This window comes from Luteibacter yeojuensis (assembly GCF_000964085.1).
GTDB classification, from domain to species: domain Bacteria; phylum Pseudomonadota; class Gammaproteobacteria; order Xanthomonadales; family Rhodanobacteraceae; genus Luteibacter; species Luteibacter yeojuensis_A.
In genome coordinates, this window is the sequence record NZ_JZRB01000022.1 from 70,579 (window position 1) to 88,174 (window position 17,596).

Genomic DNA, 17,596 nt, shown 5'->3' on the forward strand with positions numbered 1-17,596 from the left:
GGCGCGTCCTTCATGGACGCGCCGCGAGCGAGGGCTTAGCCGCCGCGGCGACCGCCGCCCTGGCGTCCGTTCTTGGCCTTCGCCTTCTGCAGTTCTTCCGCGGTGGGCGCGGCCGGCACCTGGCCCGGGGCCAGCGGCTGCACCTTCGAACCCGGCTTGAGGCGGAACTGGCCTTCGGTGACGACCTTGTCGTTCAGCTTCAGGCCCTTGGTGATCATGACGTGGCTGTCGCCCACCTCGGCGGCGGATTCCACTGCCTGCATCTTGACCGTGTTGTCGCCCTGCACGAGGTAGACGTAATCGCCATCGGGGCCGCGCTGCACGGCCTGCGCCGGGATGACGAGGCCGCCCTTCACGGTGCGCACCTTCAGGCGCGCATTGACGAACTGGCCGGGCCACAGCTCGGTCTTCTGGTTATCGAACAGGCCACGCAGGCGGAAGGTGCCGGTGGTGGTGTCGATGGTGTTGTTGATGACCTCGAGGTGGCCGCTGGTCACCACGTGGGCATCGATGCGATCGAGCGCATCGACCACCAGCGGGGTGGCCGGGTCTTCCGCCATGCCGGTGCGCACCAGGTCGAGGTTCTTCTCGGGCAGGGTGAACGACACGTAGATGGGGTGCACCTCGGTCAGCGTGACGATGGAGGTGGTGGTGGTGACGATGTTGCCCACGTCCACGCCGCGGATGCCGGCCAGGCCGGTGATCGGCGCGATGACCTTGGTGAAGCCCAGCTGCACCTGCGCGGCGCGGATGGAGGCCTGGTCGGCCACGACCGTGGCGTTGGCCTGGTCGAGGGTGTTCTTGAGGTTATCCAGGTCCTGCTTGGAGACGTACTGCTGGCCGCCCTTGCTCACGAGGTTCTGCGAACGCTCGAGGTTGTTCTTGGCGGTGGCCGACAGGGCCTGGTCCTGCTTGAGCTTGGCGAGCGCCTGGTCGTACTGCGACTGGATGGTGCGCGGGTCGATCTCGGCGATGACGTCGCCCTGCTTCACCTCCTGGCCCTCGGTGAAATTCAGCTTCATGAGCTGGCCGCCCACCTGGGGGTTCACCGTGACCTGGTTGCGCGCCTGCACCGTGCCGGTGGCACTGAGGTACACGGGCACGTCCTGTGCGACGACAGGCACGACCGTGACGGGGACCGGGGGCTGGTCCTTGCCCTGCCCTTCGCCATTGGCCTGGGCCGACGCATCCTGGGCGTTGTCGCCGCCCTTGTGCATGCGGGGGACGATGACGATGGCCGCGATCACCAGGACGGCGATGATGGCCAGCGCGATTTTCCAAAAACGCGACATGTAAAACTCCCAATGAGATCCGGTCGACGGCACCGACTAGCGACCGGGCGCGCCTTGCGCCGCGGGCTTTATACCCTGAAAACGTTAAGGTTCGGCGGCGACAATATAGGTGTAGGGGAACGGCATTGAACAATGCCGGTTGACAGGGGTACACCATGACTGACGGCATGGCCGCTGACGAACGCGAAGGTTCCGTTATACTCGGGCGGTTCGACCGCCAAAAGGCGGCAGGCATGCCGGGGCCCGGGGAGGGGCCGGCACACCCAATCCCGACGGGAGTCAATGCGTGAGCGGTTCTCCGAGCAAGTCCGACCAGAACTTCGTCCGTCAGTTCTCGTGGCTTACGGCCGGCTTAAGTCTTCTCGCCCTTGTGCTGATGGTCGTCGCCTACGCCATCTACTCGAACATCCCGAAGGAGCAGGATCCGGCCGTCGCCAGGCGCACGGCGCAGCGGATCGCCCCCGTCGGTGCCGTGTACGCCGGCGATACCGGCCGCGCGGCCATGCTGGCCGCCCAGGAGGCCGCCGCCAAGGCCGCGGCCTCGCAGGTGGCCTACGGCGGCACCAAGGATGGCAAGACCATCTACGACAACCTCTGCCACAGCTGCCACACGGCGGGCGTGGCGGGCGCGCCGAAACTTGGCGACAAGGGCGCCTGGGGCTCCCGCATCGCCGAGGGCACGGCCACCCTCATCAAGCACGCCATCGAGGGCTACACCGGCCCCGACGGCAACCACATGCCGCCCAAGGGCGGCAACCCGGCCCTCACCGAGGAACAGGTGGGCAATACCGTGAAGTGGATGGTCGACCAGGCCAAATAACCCGGCCGCCTGCTGTGGGAGCGCGCTAGCGCGCGATCAAGCGACCCTCGCCCTCACCCACTCAGCCGCAAACCCCTGAAGCTGCGGGAAAAACCTGGCAAAGGTCTCCCGCAGCATCGCATCGTGCGCCACCAGCAGCGGCACCGACTCCCCCACCGGGTTCGCCCGTGACAGCCGCCGGGAGAGCCCGCCCAGCGCCGCGGCGACCCGGTCCAGCTCGGCATACCCCGCCGGCAGGTCGTTCGCATCCATATACCCGAGGAAGCGCTTCAGCCCGTCGGGCAGCAGGGGGCCGGCGGCGTGCAGCTCGGCCCGCAGGTTGTCCGAAAACACCTTGAGCGGCACGGGGCAGTAGCGGGCAAAGTCCCGCGCCAGGCAGTGGTCGAACCACACGTCGAGGAAGATGCCCGCATAGCGGCGGAACGGCGGCGGCATGGCCTCGCGGGCCGCGCGGACGTCCGGATGGGTATCCGTATAGCCGTCGATCGCCCGGTGCAGGTAGATGCCGTCGCGCACGCGGGGCGGCAGGGTGGCATCGGGCGTGCCGCGGACGAAGTCGCCCAGGACGCCCCCGAGGCGCAGCCCGGCGTCGTTTCCCGCCAGCAGGGCGTGGGCAAGGACATTCATGGGGCGGGTATCATGGCGGGCATGACTGATCTTCTATCGACAGCGCCGGTGTCGTTCCCCGGCGAAACGCAAAGCTTCGCGCTCATGGGCCCGGCGGGCAAGCTCGAATGCGAGGCCAGGCCCGCCACCGAGGGCCACCGCGACGCCATCGCCGTCATCTGCCACCCGCTCTCCACCGATGGCGGCAGCATGCACAACAAGGTGGTGACCATGGTGGAGCGCGCGCTGCGCGAATCCGGTGTGGACACCGTCATCTTCAATTTCCGCAGCGTCGGCGGCTCCGAGGGCGATTTCGACCACGGCAACGGCGAAAGCGACGACCTGGCCGCCGTCGTGGCCTGGGCCCGCCAGGCCAGGCCCGGCGCGAAGCTGTGGCTCGCCGGGTTCTCGTTCGGCAGCTATGTCTCGCTGCGCAACGCGGTGCCGCTCAAGGCCGACGCCCTCATCAGCATCGCCCCACCGGCCGCGGGCCGCGGCTGGGATTTCGCGCCGATCGAGCTGCCCACCTGCCCCTGGCTGGTGGTGATGGGCGACGCCGACGAGATCGTCGAGCCCCAGGCCGTGTACGACTGGGTGGCCAGCCTGCCCGAGGGCCAGCGCCCCGTGCTGGTGAAGATGGAAGAGACCAGCCACTTCTTCCACCGCCGGCTCATGGATCTGCGCGGGGTCATCAAGCATGCCGTGAAGGATTGGCCGCCCCAGCCAGGCGGCGGCGAGGCATGAGCTGCAACGAGCTCACCCCGGGCGAGCGTTACCGGGATGGCGTCACCGGGCACCGCTGGGAATCCGATCCGGCACAGCTCAGCGCGGTGGCCGAGTTCGACCGCATGCACGCCGCGCTTTGCCAACCGGTGGAAGCCAGCGGCGGCGGCCTGTTCGGCCGACTGAAATCGATGCTGGGCAGCGACGGCCCGCGCGAGCCCGTGAAGGGCCTGTACCTGTGGGGCAGCGTGGGCCGCGGCAAGACGTTCCTCATGGATCTGTTCGTGTCCAGCCTGTCGCCGGGCCTCGCGCTACGCCGCCACTACCACCGCTTCATGCAGGAGACCCACGCCGCGCTGCGCGAGCTGGGTGAACGGCAAAGCCCGCTCGATGAGGTGGCCGCGCGCATCGCCGCGAAGTACCGCGTGCTGTGCCTCGACGAATTCCTGGTCACCGATATCGGCGACGCCATGATCCTCTCGGCCCTGCTCGAGGGCTTGTTCTCGCGCGGCGTCACGCTCGTCACCACCTCGAACACGGTGCCGGCCAACCTGTACAAGGATGGCCTGCAGCGCGCGCGCTTCCTCCCCGCCATCGCGGCGATCGAGAAGCACTGCGTGGTGCACGACCTCGCCTCGCCACGCGACTGGCGGCTGCGGGTGCTGAGCCAGGCCTCGGTGTACCTCGTGCCGCCCGGGCCCGAGGCCGAGCGCTCGCTTACGAAAATATTCACGACGCAGGCGCAGGGCGACATCGAGGACGGCGGCACGCTCACCGTCAACGGCCGCGAGATCCCCGTGCGCCGGCGGGCCGCCAACGTCATCTGGTTCGACTTCGCCGCGCTGTGCGAAGGGCCGCGCGCCGTCACGGATTACATCGAACTGGCCCGCGCGTACCCCACGGTCATCCTCTCGGGCGTACCGCAGTTCACCGATTTCACCGAAAACGAAGCCAAGCGCTTCGTCCTGCTGGTGGACGAGTTCTACGACCGCCACGTAAAGTTGGCTTTATCGGCCGCCGCGCCGATCACGGAGCTGTACGACGGCACGCGCGTACGCGCGGAATTTGGTCGCACGGAGTCGCGTCTGATCGAGATGCAGAGCGAGGACTACCTGAGCCGTAGCCATAAACTGTAGTTTGGCGTGGGCGAGGCCGCCTGTCGCAACAGCGCCGTGCCACCGAAGCTGTGCGGGCGGAAATGCCGCGCCCATTGAGAGAGAAACGCCCATGGAACACTGCGAACTGATCCCCGGCAAAGGCATCCGCCACGCCGGCACGGATATCTTCTTCGACACGCAGCGGAGCGTCCTGCGCACCGCCCTCGGCTACAAGCCCGGCGGCGAGAGCATGTGGGAAGACGAAGACGATTACAGCCGCGATGGCGAGGACTGGCTCCGCCTGCGCTTCCTCGATGGCAAGCTCCGCGACATCGAAGTGCTCGGCGGCACGCTGGCCTACGATGGCATGGAACTGAAGAACACCGATATCCGCACGCTGCGCGACGTGCTGCACAACGTCGGCCTCGTCGTCGAGGACGAAACCGAGTGGCTCAGCGACGGCCGCGACTGCATCGACCTGCAGATCGTCGTCGCCACCGGCGACGATGTCGGCGAGCCCGGTGGCGACCGCATCGAATGGGTCATCACCAGCGCCGATTTCAAGGTCGAGGACGCGTGACCGCCCGCCCCGCCACCTGGCCTCGCCTCGTGGCGGTGGCACTCATCCTCGCCACCCTGGCCGGCTGCGCCAGCGGCCCCCGGGTGGCACCCCAGCGCAGCACGCTGGCCCAGTGGTCGCCGTCGCCCAACTTCAACGCGCGCAAGGCGCAACTCATCGTGCTGCACCACACGTCCATCGGCGACGCGGCGCAATCGCTCCGCGTCCTCAAGACGCGCAACAGCCAGGGCGAGGTCAGCGCGCACTACCTCGTTGAGATGGATGGCCATATCGACCAGCTCGTGGACGAAGGCGAGCGCGCGTGGCACGCCGGCGCCGCCCACTGGGGCGACATGACCGACATCAATTCCTCGTCCATCGGCATCGAGATCGATAACGACGGGCATTCTCCGTTCACGCAACCGCAGATCCAGGCGCTGGTCCGCCTGCTGGCCGACATCACCGCGCGCCAGGGCATCCCGAAGACGGCCATCGTCGCGCATGGCGATATCGCACCGGGCCGCAAGGACGACCCAAGCGTGCAGTTCCCGTGGGCCACGCTGGCCAGCTATGGCTTCGGCCTGTGGTACGACGCGCCGCTGGTGCCGGCGCCGCCGGGCTTCGACAGCCTGGCCGCCATGCGGCTGGTGGGGTACGACGTATCGAACCCGCGTACCGCCATCATCGCGTTCCATCGGCATTTCAGGGCGATGGAGACGGATGTGCTGGATAACACCGATGCGGCGATCCTTTATTCGTTGCAGCGGAAGTTGATGGCGCCTCGGTAGAAGCATCGCGCGCAAGCGCGCTCCCACAGGGTGGTGGGTCAGCCACAGGTTGGTGGCCGGGTTAGTAGGCGAAGGTTTTGAAGGCGTCGATGGTGCGGTCGATGCCTTCGTCGTCGATGTCGAGGTGGGTTACCAGGCGGATCGACGGCAGGTAGCCGATGCTGAGGCGGATGCCCTTCGCGGCGGTGTGCTTCGCGAGGTCTTTCAGGCGCGCGGCGGGCACGTCCACGAACACCATGTTGGTATGGCAGCCCTGCAACGTGAGGCCGTCGATGGCGCCGAGCGCCTCGGCCAGGCGGCTGGCGCGCGCGTGGTCGTCGGCCAGGCGCCCCACGTGGTGGTCCAGCGCGTGCATGGCCGCGGCGGCCAGCATGCCGGCCTGGCGCCAGCCACCGCCGGCCACCTTGCGCCACCGGCGCGCGCGCTCGATAAGTTCGGCGCTGCCCAGCAAGACGGAACCCACCGGCGCCCCCAGGCCCTTCGACAGGCAGACCGAGACGCTGTCGAAGCCGGCCGCCACGTCGCGCGCGGGGCGGCCGTAGGCGGTGGCGGCGTTGTACAGGCGCGCGCCATCGAGATGCAGGCCGAGGTGGCGGCGGGTGGCGAGCTCGCGGGCGGCCGCCATGTACCCGAACGGCAGCGCACGGCCATGCCAGGTGTTCTCCAGCGCCAGCAGCTTCGAGCGCGCGAAGTGCGGGTCCACGGGCTTGATGGCCGCCTCCACCTTGTCGAGCGGCAAGGTGCCGTCGGCCGCCTGCGGTATCGGCTGCGGCTGGATGGAACCGAGCACCGCGGCGCCACCGCCTTCGAAACGGTAGGTGTGCGCATCGGCGCCCACGATGTATTCGTCGCCGCGCTCGCAGTGGCCCATCAGCGCCAGCAGGTTGCTTTGCGTGCCGGTAGGCACGAACAGCGCCGCGGCAAAGCCGAGATCGGCCGCGAGGCGGTCCTGCAGGGCGTTCACCGTGGGGTCTTCGCCGTACACGTCATCGCCGACCGGCGCGCGCAGCATCGCCTCGCGCATGGCCTCGGTGGGCTGGGTGACGGTATCGCTGCGCAGGTCGATGGTTCGCATGGGCTTGGTGACGTGGTGGGGCCAGCCGTGGATGGTACGCCAGCCCGTTCACGATTCCGTGGCCCACCGCACGCCATGCTCCATGGATGATCACCATCGTCATGGGCGTCTCGGGCAGTGGCAAGAGCACGATCGGCGGCGACCTCGCCGCCCATCTCGGGCTGCCCTTCATCGACGGCGACACCCTGCACCCCCAGGCCAACCGCGACAAGATGGCCCGCGGCACCCCGCTCGACGACGCCGACCGCCAGCCCTGGCTCGAAGCCATCGTCGCGACCATGGACGCGCACCGCGAGCGCCGGCAATCGCTGGTGCTGGCCTGCTCGGCGCTGAAGCGGCGCTACCGCGTGTTCCTGCGCGGCGGCCACGACGACGTGCGCTTCGTCTACCTGCACGGCACGCGCGAGGTACTGGCCGCGCGGCTGGGCCAGCGGCCGGGGCACTTCTTCAACCCCGCCCTGCTCGACAGCCAGCTCGCCACGCTGGAGGAACCCACGCATGACGAAGCCGCCTGGGTGGAGATCACCGATTCGCCCGCGGCCATCGTGGAGAAAGTGATCCGCGCCGGCTGCGCTCAGGCGGCGCGGTAATCCGACGGCGGCTTGCCCAGCGCGCGGCGGAACATCGTCGAGAAGCTGGTGGCGCTTTCGTAGCCGAGGTCGAGCGCCACCTCTGTCACCGGTTCGCCCGAGGCGAGCTTTGGCAGCGCGGCGAGCAGGCACGCCTGCTGGCGCCAGCGGGCGAAGCTCATGCCGGTTTCACGGCGGAACAGGCGGGTGAAGCTGCGCCGGTGCATACCCAGCGCGGCGGCCCAGGCATCGATGCCCTCGGCCACGCTGGGGTGCTCGAGGAACGCGGCGCTCAAGGCCGCGAGGCCGGCATCCATGGGCAGCGGCAGCGCCAGCGGCACGCTGGGTGCCCGGTTGACCTCCTCCACCAGCAGCGCCATGAGCAGCCCGTCGCGGCCGCCCACGTCGTATTCGCGTGGAACGAGCACAGCCTCCACCAGCAGCGCGCGCAGCAGGGGCGATACCGCGATGACGCGGCACGCCTGCCCGGCCTCGCCCGTGACCTCGGGCTCGATGTAGACGCTGCGCGTGTTCACGGCGCCGATCATCCTTACCGCGTGCGGGGTGCCCGAAGGGATCCATACCGCGCGCTCGGGCGGTGCGATCCAGGCGCCGAACGGCGTGGTGATGGCGACGGTGCCCTCGGAGGCATAAAGCAGCTGGCCGCGGCGATGCTGGTGCGTCGCCAGCTCGAACGCGGGCGGGTAGGTGCCGCCCCGCGATACGACCGGGCGCGGCGTCGCCTCGAAAGCGATGGCATCACTGGGCGGCATAGCGGCTGTCCCAAACTCAAAGGCTTCTGACCCGCATTCTAGCGCGGGCCACGCAGCGCCGTGGTCTCATAAGGCATCCCGTTCCCCAGGACCGTCCCATGTCTGCCCCCGCAAGCGCGGCGGCGCCGGGCAACCGCGCCGCGACCCCCACCGTGTATGGCGTCATCTTCGCCATCAGTTTCTGCCACCTGCTCAACGACATGATGCAGTCGCTGTTGCCGGCCATCTACCCGGCACTGAAAAGCGACTTCCACCTCGATTTCGGCCAGGTGGGCCTGATCACGCTCACCTACCAGATCACCGCCTCGATCCTGCAGCCGCTGATCGGCCTGTATGCCGACCGCCGCCCCACGCCGCTCGCCCTGCCCGGTGGCACGCTGTTCTCGCTCGCGGGGCTGGTGGTGTTGTCGCAAGCGCACGCGTACCCGGTGCTGCTCGCGGGTGCCGCATTGCTTGGCATGGGCTCGTCGGTGTTCCACCCTGAATCCTCGCGCGTGGCGCGCATGGCCTCGGGCGGCAAGCATGGCCTCGCGCAGTCGCTGTTCCAGGTGGGCGGCAACGCCGGCCAGGCGCTGGGCCCGCTGGCCGCCGCGGTGGTGGTCGTGCGCTGGGGCCAGTCGAGCCTGGCCTTCTTCGCGCTGCTGGCGCTGCTCTCGTGCGCCATCCTGTGGAACGTGGGCCAGTGGTACCGCCACCACGGCCTGCCACGGCTGCAGGCCGCGCACGCCGCGCACACGGCGAGCGCACCACCGGCACGCGACGCCACCCGCGGCATCGCCGTGCTGCTGGCGCTGATCTTCTCCAAGTACGTGTACCTCGCCAGCCTGACGAGCTACTTCACGTTCTACCTCATCCACAAATTCAGCGTCTCGGTGGAAACCGCGCAGCTGCACCTGTTCGTGTTCCTCGGCGCCGTGGCCGTCGGCACCGTCGCGGGCGGCCCCATCGGCGACCGCGTGGGCCGCAAGCGCGTCATCTGGTTCTCGATCCTCGGCACGCTGCCCTTCACGCTGCTGCTGCCGCACGCGAGCCTGGCCTGGACGGCACCGCTCACGATCGCGATCGGCCTCATCCTCGCCTCGGCGTTCCCCGCCATCGTGGTGTTCGCGCAGGAGCTGGTGCCGGGGAAGGTGGGGATGATCTCCGGCCTGTTCTTCGGCTTCTCGTTCGGCATGGGCGGCATCGGCGCCGCGGTGCTAGGCGAGCTGGCGGATCACTACGGCATCGATGCCGTGTACCAGATCTGCGCGTTCCTGCCGTTGATTGGGTTGTTGGCGGCGTTTCTTCCTAACCCGAAAAAATAAGAGCTATCGCGCGCAAGCGCGCTCCCACGGGGTGTGTCGATGCGTTGTGGGAGCGCGCTTGCGCGCGATGCGCCTATTTGGGCAAGGCGTACGCGATAACCCAATCCCCCTGCTTCGTCCCCAGCGACCCATGCCCGCCGGCGACGACAAGCACGTACTGCCGCCCATCCTTGTCCGCATACGTCATCGGCGTGGCCTGGCCGCCCGCGGGCAGGCGCGACTCCCAGAGCTTGCGGCCCGTGTGCACGTCGTAGGCGCGCAGGTAGTAGTCCAGCGTGCCGCTGAGGAACGTGACGCCGCCTGCGGTCGTCACCATGCCGCCCATGCTGGGCACGCCCAGCGGCATGGGGATCGGCAGCGGCGCGCTGTCGACGATGGTGCCGTTGCGGTGCTTCCACATCGTCTTGCCGCTGCGCAGGTCCACGCCCGCTACATAACCCCACGGCGGTGCCTGGCAGGGGATGCCCAGCGGCGACAGGAACGGGTTCAGCTCGATGGCGTAGGGGATGCCTTCGGCCTTCTTGATGCCCTGCGTTTCACTCTTTGCTTCGACGACCTCCATGTGCGCCAGCTGGTCCTTCGGGATCAGCTTCGACTGGAAGGCCATGTAGCTGGGATTCGCGAGCAGCAGCTGCCGTGTCGGGTCGACCGAGACACCGCCCCAGTCGAAAACACCGAAGTTGCCTGGATACACCAGCGAGCCCTGCAACGAGGGTGGCGTGTACATGCCGTCGTAGCGCAACGAGCGGAAGCGCACGCGGCACCACAGCATGTCGAACGGCGTGGTGCCCCACATATCCGGCTCGCGCAGGTCGGGCGGCGCCATGTTCATGTCCGACATCGGCTGGGTGGGGGCCGCGTGGTCGCCTTCGACGGCACCCTGTGGGCGCGGCACTTCGCGGATGGGCACGATGGGCGTGCCGTCGCGGCGGTCGAGGACGTACAGGCTGCCCTGCTTCGTCGATGCGATGATCGCCGGCTTCACGCCCTTGTCCGTGGTGAGGTCCACCAGGCTGGGCTGGCCGCCCACGTCCATGTCCCACAGGTCGTGGTGGGTGAACTGGTAGTTCCACTTGACCTTGCCGCTGGCGATATCGAGCGCGACCAGGCCGGCGCCGTATTTCTCCGAGGTGGGCGTGCGGCCACCCGCGAACTGGTCGGGTGTCTGGTTGCCCATCGGCAGGTACACCATGCCGAGGTTCTCGTCGACGCTGAAGAGCGACCACATGTTCGGCGCGTTGCGCGTATAGGTGCCGTCGGCGGCGATGGGGGTGGTGTCGTCGGGCTTGCCCGGGTCCCAGTTCCATACGAGGTGGCCATCGTGCACGTCGAACGCACGGATGACGCCCGAGGGCTCGTTGGTCGATTCATCGTCGGTGACGTGGCCGCCGATGATGACAAGGTCCTTCGTCACCGCCGGCGGCGACGTCGAGTAGTAGCCGCCCGGCGTGAACGGGCCGATGTTGGCGCGCAGGTCGACGGTGCCCTTGTTGCCGAAGTCGTCGCACACCTGGCCGTTGTCGGCGTTGAGCGCGATGAGGCGCGCATCGGCCGTGGGCAGGAACAGGCGGCGCGGGCATGTGCCCGCGGCCAGCACGTTGGTGGGCAGCGGCGCGGTGGATGCCGGCGCGGGCACGCCGGCCGCCGTGGTGGCGGGCGCGGGGATCAGCGCGGCCGCGTAACGTGCGTCGTCGTGGTACGACACGCCGCGGCAGGTCATGTGCTCCCAGTGCTTGAAGCCCACCGGGCTCTGGATCTTCGGATCGAACTCCCAGCGCTTCTGCCCCGTGGTGGCGTCCACCGCGATGACGCGGCTGTGCGGCGTGCACAGGAACACCGTATCGCCCACCTTCAACGGCGTGTTCTCCGCCGTGGTTTCGGTCGGGTCGCCGGGGCCGGGCATGTCGCCGGTCTGGATTTTCCACGCCACCTGCAGCTGGGCGACGTTTTCCGGGGTGATCTGCTTCAACGGCGAATAACGCTGGCCCCACGCGGAGCCGCCGTAATCGACCCAATCGCCGTCGGCGAGCGAGGCGCGATCGCCCTGGGGGCCGGAAACATCCGCCATGGGCAGCTCGCCCTTCAGGTCGGGCACCGGCATGGCGACGGCGACGACGCCGACGATGGCAACGATGAGCAGGCCGACGAACAGGAAACCGCCGCCGGTGCCGCGCGCGGTTTCAAGGTATGGGTCGCGGCTGAGGCCGCGGCGTGGCCAGGGCAGCCACAGCCACAGGCCCAGCGCGAACCACACATCCAGTCGCGGCAGCAGCTGCCACCAGTCGAAACCCACCTCCCACACCGCCCATCCGGTGCTGCCCAGCAGGAACAGCGTGTAGAGCGGCACGGCGAAGCGCACGCGCACGGCCAGCAACAGCGCCACCAGCAAGAGCCACGCGCCGGCGATCGTAAAATACGGCGAACCACCGGCCTCGACGAGCCGGGCGCCGCCGTACAGCATGGCCGCGCCCGCGAGGACGAAAACGAACGCCGTGAACAACGTGGCGGGATGGAACCTACGGGCCCTGATCACTGGCGACCTCACATGGGTTGGCGGTGTTTCCCCGTGCGGCAGAGTGTGATCGCGAGCGTGAAGCCGTGGTGCAGGGGTCGCTCCCGCTCTTGTAGGAGCGCGCTTGCGCGCGACAGGCACTAGCCCCGAGGAACCAACTCGCGGATCACCTCCCCAAGCGTCACCACCCCCTTCGTCGCCCCCGGGCCAAAATCAATCCAGCCCTCATTGAACCCATCGACCATGCGCATGCGCGGGCCGGGATGCTGCATGCCCTGCTCGCGGAAGCGGGCCTCCCATGTCTCGCGCGGGACGACGCGGGCGACCACGTCGCGGCCGAGGGCCTCGGCCAGCGCGGCGGCGATGTCGTTGGGGCTGGTGCGCGTGGGGCCTTCGAGTTCGACGATGCGGACGCCGTCCCAGTGCTCACCCAGCAATGCCGCGGCGCGCTGGCCGATATCCCGCGTCGCGACCATGGCGATGCGACGGTCGAGCGGCTGCAGGTAGCTGTCGATGACGCCGGTGTCGCGGGCCTGGGCGACGTCCCACTGGCTGTTCTCCATGAACCACGCGGCACGCAAGAACGCGACCGGCATGGGCAGTTCGCCCAGCGCCTTCTCCATGTGGCCAAGTTGCGAGAGCAGGTTCTCTTCCGTCGCATCGGCACCGATGGTCGACAACACCACCACGCGATCGGGGCGCGCGGCGGCCAGCGCGGCCTTGATCGACGCGATGGTGCGGGTGGATTCGGGGAACCCCGGCGTGGGATCGAACAGCGGCGGCAGCAGGATGAACACGGCCTCGGCGCCCTCGAAGGCCTGGGCCAGGGCGGCGGTGTCGTCGAGCTCGGCGATGGCCGCGTGCTCGAAGCGGCTGGCCTTGGCGGCATCGCGGACGATGGCGCGGAAAGGCTTGTGGGCGGCGCGCAGGGCCTCGGCGAGCGAGGCACCGACCTGGCCGGTGATTCCGGTGATGGCGTACATGGCATGGCTCCGTCTTTCAGAAGGGACGGAGCACAGGCTAGGCGCGCGGCAGTCGTGAGTGAAGCGACTTTATCTCAGCTTATTGATGACTTTCGATCACGATTCTTCGTCAGGCGAATTCCACCCATGCCGAGGCATCGGCGGGTGCGGCCTGCTTCTGGCCGAAGCGCAGGTCGTGCGCGGCGGGCGCCGTGGCGACGGCGACGGGTGCCCCGCCATCGACCGTGAAGAACGCCACCTGGTCGCGCAATGACTGCGCCTGGTCCTGCATGGACTTGGCGGCGGCCGCAGCCTCTTCCACCAGCGCCGCGTTCTCCTGCGTCACCTGGTCGATCTGCGCGATGGCCACGTTCACCTGGTCGACGCCGGCGGATTGCTCGGCGCTGGCCGCGGCGATCTCGGCGACGATGTCGGTGACCTTCTTCACGCTGCCCACGATATCGCGCAGCGCATCGGCGGAACGCGACACGAGTTCGCTGCCGGCTTCCACGCGCTCGCCGCTTTCGGTGATGAGCGCCTTGATCTGCTTCGAGGCGGCGGCGCTGGACTGGGCCAGGCGGCGCACCTCCGCGGCCACCACCGCGAAGCCACGGCCCTGTTCGCCGGCACGCGCCGCTTCCACGGCGGCGTTGAGCGCAAGCAGATTGGTCTGGAACGCGATCTCGTCGATCATGCCCACGATATCGGCGATGCGGCGGCTGGAATCGCCGATGTCGCGCATGGCGTCCATGGCCTGCGCCACCACCTCGCCACCCTGCTCCGCCTCGCCGCGCGCGTGGCGCGACAGGCGGTCGGCGGCGTTGGCGTTCTCCGCGTTCTGCTTCACCGTCGCGGTCATTTCCTCCATCGAGGCCGCGGTTTCCTCCAGGCTGGAGGCCTGCTCCTGCGTGCGCTGCGACAGGTCGTCGTTGCCGCGGGCGATCTCACCCGCGGTGGTGGATACCACGTGCGCGCCCTGCTGCACCTCGGCCACGATGGAGGCCAGCGTGCCGCGCATGCGCTCCAGCGCACCCAGCAGGCTTTCCGCCGCGAAATCATGGGCCCTGCCGTCGTGGCGCAGGTCGCCGCCTGCGATGCGGCTGGCGATGTGCTGCGCGTCGCGCGGTTCGCCACCGATGGTGGCGCGGATGCTGCGCATGGAGAACCACACCACGAACAGCGCCAGCGCGGCGATGAGGCCCGACTTCAGCAGGTCGTTGCGCAGCTGCTGCTGGAACGCGGCGTTGATGTCGGAGAAATAGGCACCGGAGATGAAGTGCAGGTCCCACGGCTTGTAGAAGCCGGAGTAGCTGATCTTGTCCTTCAGTTCCTTCGTCTTCGGCATCACCTGCGTGTAGCGGGTGAAGCCGTGCCCTTCCCTGGTGTCGGCCTCGAGCATGGCCACGTAGTGGTGGAAGCCGTTGCCGTCCACGTCCTCGCGGATGTTCTTGCCTACCTCGCCGTGGCGCAGCGGATGCATGCGCAGCGCCAGCGTGGAATCAAACGCGAACACGTAGCCGCTGCCGTTGTCCCAGCGCATGGCCTCGATATCGCGAAGCGCGGCGGCGCGTGCGTCGGCATCGGCCATCTCGCCTTTTTCGGCGCGCGCGTGGAACGACTCCGCGATGGCGCTGGCCGCCATGACGTGCTGCTGCAACGAGTTTTCCAGCCCGCGCATCTGCGCATCGCGGCTTTCGAGCGCCGACATCACGGCCTGGCCACCCAGGCCGAGGACAACGATCGACATCACCATCCACACGCGCGCGTTGAGCGTCGTGCGACCGAACCAATTCATGACGACCGACATACCACCATCACCCTCGAGACCAACCCCGTAGGTGGCTTATCGGCAAATTCCTGCGGCGCTTTATGGGCCGGGCGCGATGTCAGTTTAGCGTGAGACGGTGGTGGCCACTGGCCACCACGACGGGCTTGGCGCCCGGCAGGCCCACCTCGGCCTCGGCACCCACGGGTACCTCGACCTCGGCCACCACCTTGCCGCCGACCTTACGCCAGGCCACCGAGGCCTCGCCGTAAGGGGTCATCACCGACGCCGACGCGTGGTCGAGCCAGGCCGTCAGCGCCGGCCGCACGCCGATGCGCTTCCAGCCCGGCGACAGCGGCCGCAGGCCGGCCACATCCTCGAACAGCCAGTCGTCGATGGTGCCGAGGAAGTAGTGGCCGCGCGACCGCGACGCCGCCTTCCAGTGCTCCCACAGGCTGGTGGCACCGTTGGCGCGCCAGAAGCCCCAGCTCGGGAAGGTGACCTGGTTGGCGATGGCCCACGCCTCGTCGGCGTGGCCGGTGGCGGTGAGCACCGGCAGGATCAGCTTGGTCGCCAGGGCACCGGTATCAAGGTGGTCGCCGCGCGCCTTCGCATCGGCGGCGACCTGCGCGGCCACGCGGCCACGCAGGTCGGCGGGCACCATGCCGAAGCCCAGCGCCAGCAGGTTGTGCGCCTGGCGATAGCCCTGGTCGCCGTCGCCGCGGTATACCGCCTTGCCGCGGTCGAGGAAGCGCGCGTTGAAGGCATCGCGCACGGTATCGGCCATGCGGTCGAAGCGCGCAGCCTGCGCCGGCGTGCCGGCGAGCCGCTGCATGTCGGCCACCACGCGCGCCATGCGGTAGAGGTACGCCGTGCCAGCAACGCGTTTGTCTTCCGGCGCGTTCTCGCCGGAGGGGTCGGTCTCCGGGCTGACCCAGTCGCCCAGCTCGGTGTTGGCGATGCCGCCGGGCGAGCGCGCGTCCTCCATGGCCACGTAGCGCGCCATGCCGTCGAGGTGCTCGTCGATGGGCGCGCGGTCGCCGGTGAACGTGTAGATGGACCATGGCACGAGGATGTACGCGGAGTGCCACGTGGGCGCATGCACGTCGAGCGCCCAGCCCGCGTTCGGCGCGGTGACGAGCGGCGCGCCATCGGTGCCGCGCGTGTCGGCGATGTCACGCTCCCACTTCGTCAACAGCGCGCCGGCATCGACATTGCGCAGGAACATGTCGGCGCCAAGCATGCCGTCGCCCGTCCAGCCGTTCTTCTCGTACATCGGCGTGTCGGTGGGGATGCCGTAGAAGTTGTTGAGCATGGTGTCGACCGCCGCCTGGTGTATCCAGTTGAGCAGGTCGTTGGCGCTGTCGAAACGGCCGGTGATCGCGACATCGTTGTGCACCACCGCGGCCTTCACCGCCTCCTTCGTGGGCGTGCCGGGCCACCCGTCCACCTGCACGTAGCGGAAGCCCTTGTACGAGAACCGCGGGTGCCACTGCGTGCGCCGGCCGTCGAGCGTCAGGCTGTCGGTCTGGAAGCCGTGCTTGAAGTAGTGGTGCTCGTCGCGCGCATCCACCGTGCCATCGGGCAGCAGCTTCTCGCCGTAGTGCGCGGTGATGGTGGTGCCGGCGGGGCCCGCCACGTCGAATTCGGCCCAGCCGGCGATGACGCGCGGGAAAGCGAACACATAGACGCCCGGCTTCGGCTCGGTCACCTCCACCGCATCGAGGCGGCCGGTGACGCGGATGGGTTGCTCGATCTGCGGCACGAGGCGGCCGGCGGGCGCGGGCAATTCGGCCGCGGCCGCCCACGCCGGGGGCACGGCGGCCCGCGCGTCGTACGCCTCGCCGCCATACAGGTCGTCGAGGCGCGTGGGGCCGTCGGCCAACTGCCAGCCCGCATCGGTGCGCACGCGCTGCACCGTGCCGTCCTTGTACTGGATGACGAGGACGGCCTTGACCCGCGGCTGGCCGTGCCACGGCGCCTTTTCCCAATGCCATACATTGGGGTTGGTCATGCCGTAGAACCCCCGGCCCAGCTCGGCGCCCAGCACGTGGTCGCCCGGTGCCAGCGCCACGTCGGTGGCCAGCACCTCCACGCGCTTCGCATAGTTGGTGAAGCCGGGCGAGAGCACGGCATCGCTGGCCGGCTTGCCATCCAGCGTCATGTCCGCGTAACCGCCCGCCGCCACGTAGAGCGTGGCGCGCGCGACCGGGCCCGCGACATGGAACGGGCGGCGCAGCAGTGGCGCCGGCAGGCTCGCGGCATCCGCCTTGCCGATCCACCGCGCGCCACCCCAGCCGGCATCGTCCAGCGCGGTGCCGAACGCCGCCGACGCGGTGGCGTTGCCCTCGCTGGTGCGCACATCGACGCGCCAGTCGTAGCGTTCGCCCGGTTGCAACGGCGGGCCGCCATAGGGCACGTCGAACGACTGCGCCGTGGTTACCTCGCCGCTATCCCAGACGGCCTTGCCGCCCTGGCTGATGCGCAGGCGATAACCCTGCTGCACGGTGCCGTCCTTTCCGGCATGCACCACCCAGCCGAAGCGCGGTTTGGCCGCATCGACGTAGAGCGGGGTATCGAGGCGCTCCACGCGAAGGTGCGCGAGCGAGGCGGCGAGGGCGGGCGTGGGCGCGAGGATGAGCGCGAGCAGCAGGGCGCGTGGCGGCAAGGGTCGGTTCCCGGTGGCGAAGCGTCAACCACCGAGCATACCCGCATACATCCATCTAACGCCGCCGGGTCTACACAGTAGCG

The 17,596-nt window shown here is 68.9% G+C and carries 15 protein-coding genes; 7 read left to right on the top strand and 8 right to left on the bottom strand.

What is annotated here, in order from left to right:
- Positions 1 to 35: 35 nt before the first annotated feature.
- A complete protein-coding gene (locus VI08_RS11230) occupies positions 36 to 1,292 on the bottom strand; it encodes an efflux RND transporter periplasmic adaptor subunit (RefSeq protein WP_045829677.1) in 1,257 nt (418 codons plus the stop codon).
- A gap of 286 nt (positions 1,293 to 1,578) precedes the next feature.
- Between VI08_RS11230 and VI08_RS11235 the strand changes: the two genes are divergently transcribed.
- Positions 1,579 to 2,112 (top strand): c-type cytochrome, encoded by a 534-nt coding sequence (locus tag VI08_RS11235; RefSeq protein ID WP_045829678.1) that lies wholly within the window; start codon positions 1,579 to 1,581, stop codon positions 2,110 to 2,112.
- Between the two features lie 36 nt (positions 2,113 to 2,148).
- On the opposite strand, the gene VI08_RS11240 is transcribed toward VI08_RS11235, so the two are convergent.
- Positions 2,149 to 2,739, bottom strand: a complete 591-nt coding sequence (locus VI08_RS11240; protein ID WP_045829679.1) for an ACP phosphodiesterase — start codon at positions 2,737 to 2,739, stop codon at positions 2,149 to 2,151.
- A 21-nt stretch (positions 2,740 to 2,760) separates the two neighbouring features.
- On the opposite strand from VI08_RS11240, the gene VI08_RS11245 reads away from it, so the two are divergent.
- From VI08_RS11245 to VI08_RS11260, 4 genes are all read left to right on the top strand, one after another.
- A complete protein-coding gene (locus tag VI08_RS11245) occupies positions 2,761 to 3,462 on the top strand; it encodes an alpha/beta hydrolase (protein WP_045829704.1) in 702 nt (233 codons plus the stop codon).
- Positions 3,459 to 4,577, top strand: coding sequence for a cell division protein ZapE (gene zapE, locus VI08_RS11250; protein ID WP_045829680.1), 1,119 nt, complete (start codon positions 3,459 to 3,461; stop codon positions 4,575 to 4,577). The genes VI08_RS11245 and zapE overlap by 4 nt, the downstream gene beginning before the upstream one ends.
- A 91-nt stretch (positions 4,578 to 4,668) precedes the next feature.
- Positions 4,669 to 5,118: a hypothetical protein gene (locus VI08_RS11255; protein WP_045829681.1), complete on the top strand. Its 450-nt coding sequence runs from the start codon at positions 4,669 to 4,671 to the stop codon at positions 5,116 to 5,118.
- Positions 5,115 to 5,885, top strand: coding sequence for an N-acetylmuramoyl-L-alanine amidase (locus tag VI08_RS11260; protein WP_045829682.1), 771 nt, complete (start codon positions 5,115 to 5,117; stop codon positions 5,883 to 5,885). The genes VI08_RS11255 and VI08_RS11260 overlap by 4 nt, the downstream gene beginning before the upstream one ends.
- A gap of 61 nt (positions 5,886 to 5,946) precedes the next feature.
- Here VI08_RS11260 and ltaE read toward each other — a convergent pair whose 3' ends face one another.
- On the bottom strand, positions 5,947 to 6,960 hold the full coding sequence (gene ltaE / locus VI08_RS11265; protein ID WP_045829683.1) for a low-specificity L-threonine aldolase: 1,014 nt from the start codon (positions 6,958 to 6,960) through the stop codon (positions 5,947 to 5,949).
- 86 nt (positions 6,961 to 7,046) lie between these two features.
- Here ltaE and VI08_RS11270 point away from each other — a divergent pair, with 86 nt between their 5' ends.
- Positions 7,047 to 7,550 (top strand): gluconokinase, encoded by a 504-nt coding sequence (locus tag VI08_RS11270; RefSeq protein WP_045829684.1) that lies wholly within the window; start codon positions 7,047 to 7,049, stop codon positions 7,548 to 7,550.
- On the opposite strand, the gene VI08_RS11275 is transcribed toward VI08_RS11270, so the two are convergent.
- Positions 7,535 to 8,302 carry an AraC family transcriptional regulator gene (locus VI08_RS11275; protein WP_045829685.1) on the bottom strand — a complete coding sequence of 256 codons (768 nt, stop codon included), beginning with the start codon at positions 8,300 to 8,302 and terminating at the stop codon, positions 7,535 to 7,537. The genes VI08_RS11270 and VI08_RS11275 overlap by 16 nt on opposite strands.
- Positions 8,303 to 8,400: 98 nt before the next feature.
- Between VI08_RS11275 and VI08_RS11280 the strand changes: the two genes are divergently transcribed.
- Positions 8,401 to 9,606, top strand: coding sequence for an MFS transporter (locus tag VI08_RS11280; RefSeq protein WP_045829686.1), 1,206 nt, complete (start codon positions 8,401 to 8,403; stop codon positions 9,604 to 9,606).
- Positions 9,607 to 9,679: 73 nt separating this feature from the next.
- On the opposite strand, the gene VI08_RS11285 is transcribed toward VI08_RS11280, so the two are convergent.
- From VI08_RS11285 to VI08_RS11300, 4 genes are all read right to left on the bottom strand, one after another.
- The gene (locus tag VI08_RS11285) at positions 9,680 to 12,106 is read right to left on the bottom strand and encodes a membrane-bound PQQ-dependent dehydrogenase, glucose/quinate/shikimate family (RefSeq protein WP_232309530.1); all 2,427 of its coding nucleotides are present in this window, start codon (positions 12,104 to 12,106) and stop codon (positions 9,680 to 9,682) included.
- A 152-nt stretch (positions 12,107 to 12,258) separates the two neighbouring features.
- Positions 12,259 to 13,101 (bottom strand): NAD(P)H-binding protein, encoded by an 843-nt coding sequence (locus VI08_RS11290; RefSeq protein WP_045829688.1) that lies wholly within the window; start codon positions 13,099 to 13,101, stop codon positions 12,259 to 12,261.
- 109 nt (positions 13,102 to 13,210) lie between these two features.
- Positions 13,211 to 14,875, bottom strand: a complete 1,665-nt coding sequence (locus VI08_RS11295; RefSeq protein WP_045829705.1) for a methyl-accepting chemotaxis protein — start codon at positions 14,873 to 14,875, stop codon at positions 13,211 to 13,213.
- Positions 14,876 to 14,966: 91 nt separating this feature from the next.
- Complete coding sequence (locus VI08_RS11300) at positions 14,967 to 17,513, bottom strand: family 78 glycoside hydrolase catalytic domain (RefSeq protein WP_052697840.1); 2,547 nt, start codon at positions 17,511 to 17,513, stop codon at positions 14,967 to 14,969.
- Positions 17,514 to 17,596: the final 83 nt, after the last annotated feature.

What these genes read in the sequence shown, in the direction of transcription:
- VI08_RS11230 (WP_045829677.1), bottom strand. Translation starts at nt 1,292, where the DNA reads ATGTCGCGTTTTTGGAAAATCGCGCTGGCCATCATCGCCGTCCTGGTG.
- VI08_RS11240 (WP_045829679.1), bottom strand. Translation starts at nt 2,739, where the DNA reads ATGAATGTCCTTGCCCACGCCCTGCTGGCGGGAAACGACGCCGGGCTG.
- VI08_RS11245 (WP_045829704.1), top strand. Translation starts at nt 2,761, where the DNA reads ATGACTGATCTTCTATCGACAGCGCCGGTGTCGTTCCCCGGCGAAACG.
- zapE (WP_045829680.1), top strand. Translation starts at nt 3,459, where the DNA reads ATGAGCTGCAACGAGCTCACCCCGGGCGAGCGTTACCGGGATGGCGTC.
- VI08_RS11255 (WP_045829681.1), top strand. Translation starts at nt 4,669, where the DNA reads ATGGAACACTGCGAACTGATCCCCGGCAAAGGCATCCGCCACGCCGGC.
- ltaE (WP_045829683.1), bottom strand. Translation starts at nt 6,960, where the DNA reads ATGCGAACCATCGACCTGCGCAGCGATACCGTCACCCAGCCCACCGAG.
- VI08_RS11270 (WP_045829684.1), top strand. Translation starts at nt 7,047, where the DNA reads ATGATCACCATCGTCATGGGCGTCTCGGGCAGTGGCAAGAGCACGATC.
- VI08_RS11275 (WP_045829685.1), bottom strand. Translation starts at nt 8,302, where the DNA reads ATGCCGCCCAGTGATGCCATCGCTTTCGAGGCGACGCCGCGCCCGGTC.
- VI08_RS11280 (WP_045829686.1), top strand. Translation starts at nt 8,401, where the DNA reads ATGTCTGCCCCCGCAAGCGCGGCGGCGCCGGGCAACCGCGCCGCGACC.
- VI08_RS11290 (WP_045829688.1), bottom strand. Translation starts at nt 13,101, where the DNA reads ATGTACGCCATCACCGGAATCACCGGCCAGGTCGGTGCCTCGCTCGCC.
- VI08_RS11295 (WP_045829705.1), bottom strand. Translation starts at nt 14,875, where the DNA reads ATGAATTGGTTCGGTCGCACGACGCTCAACGCGCGCGTGTGGATGGTG.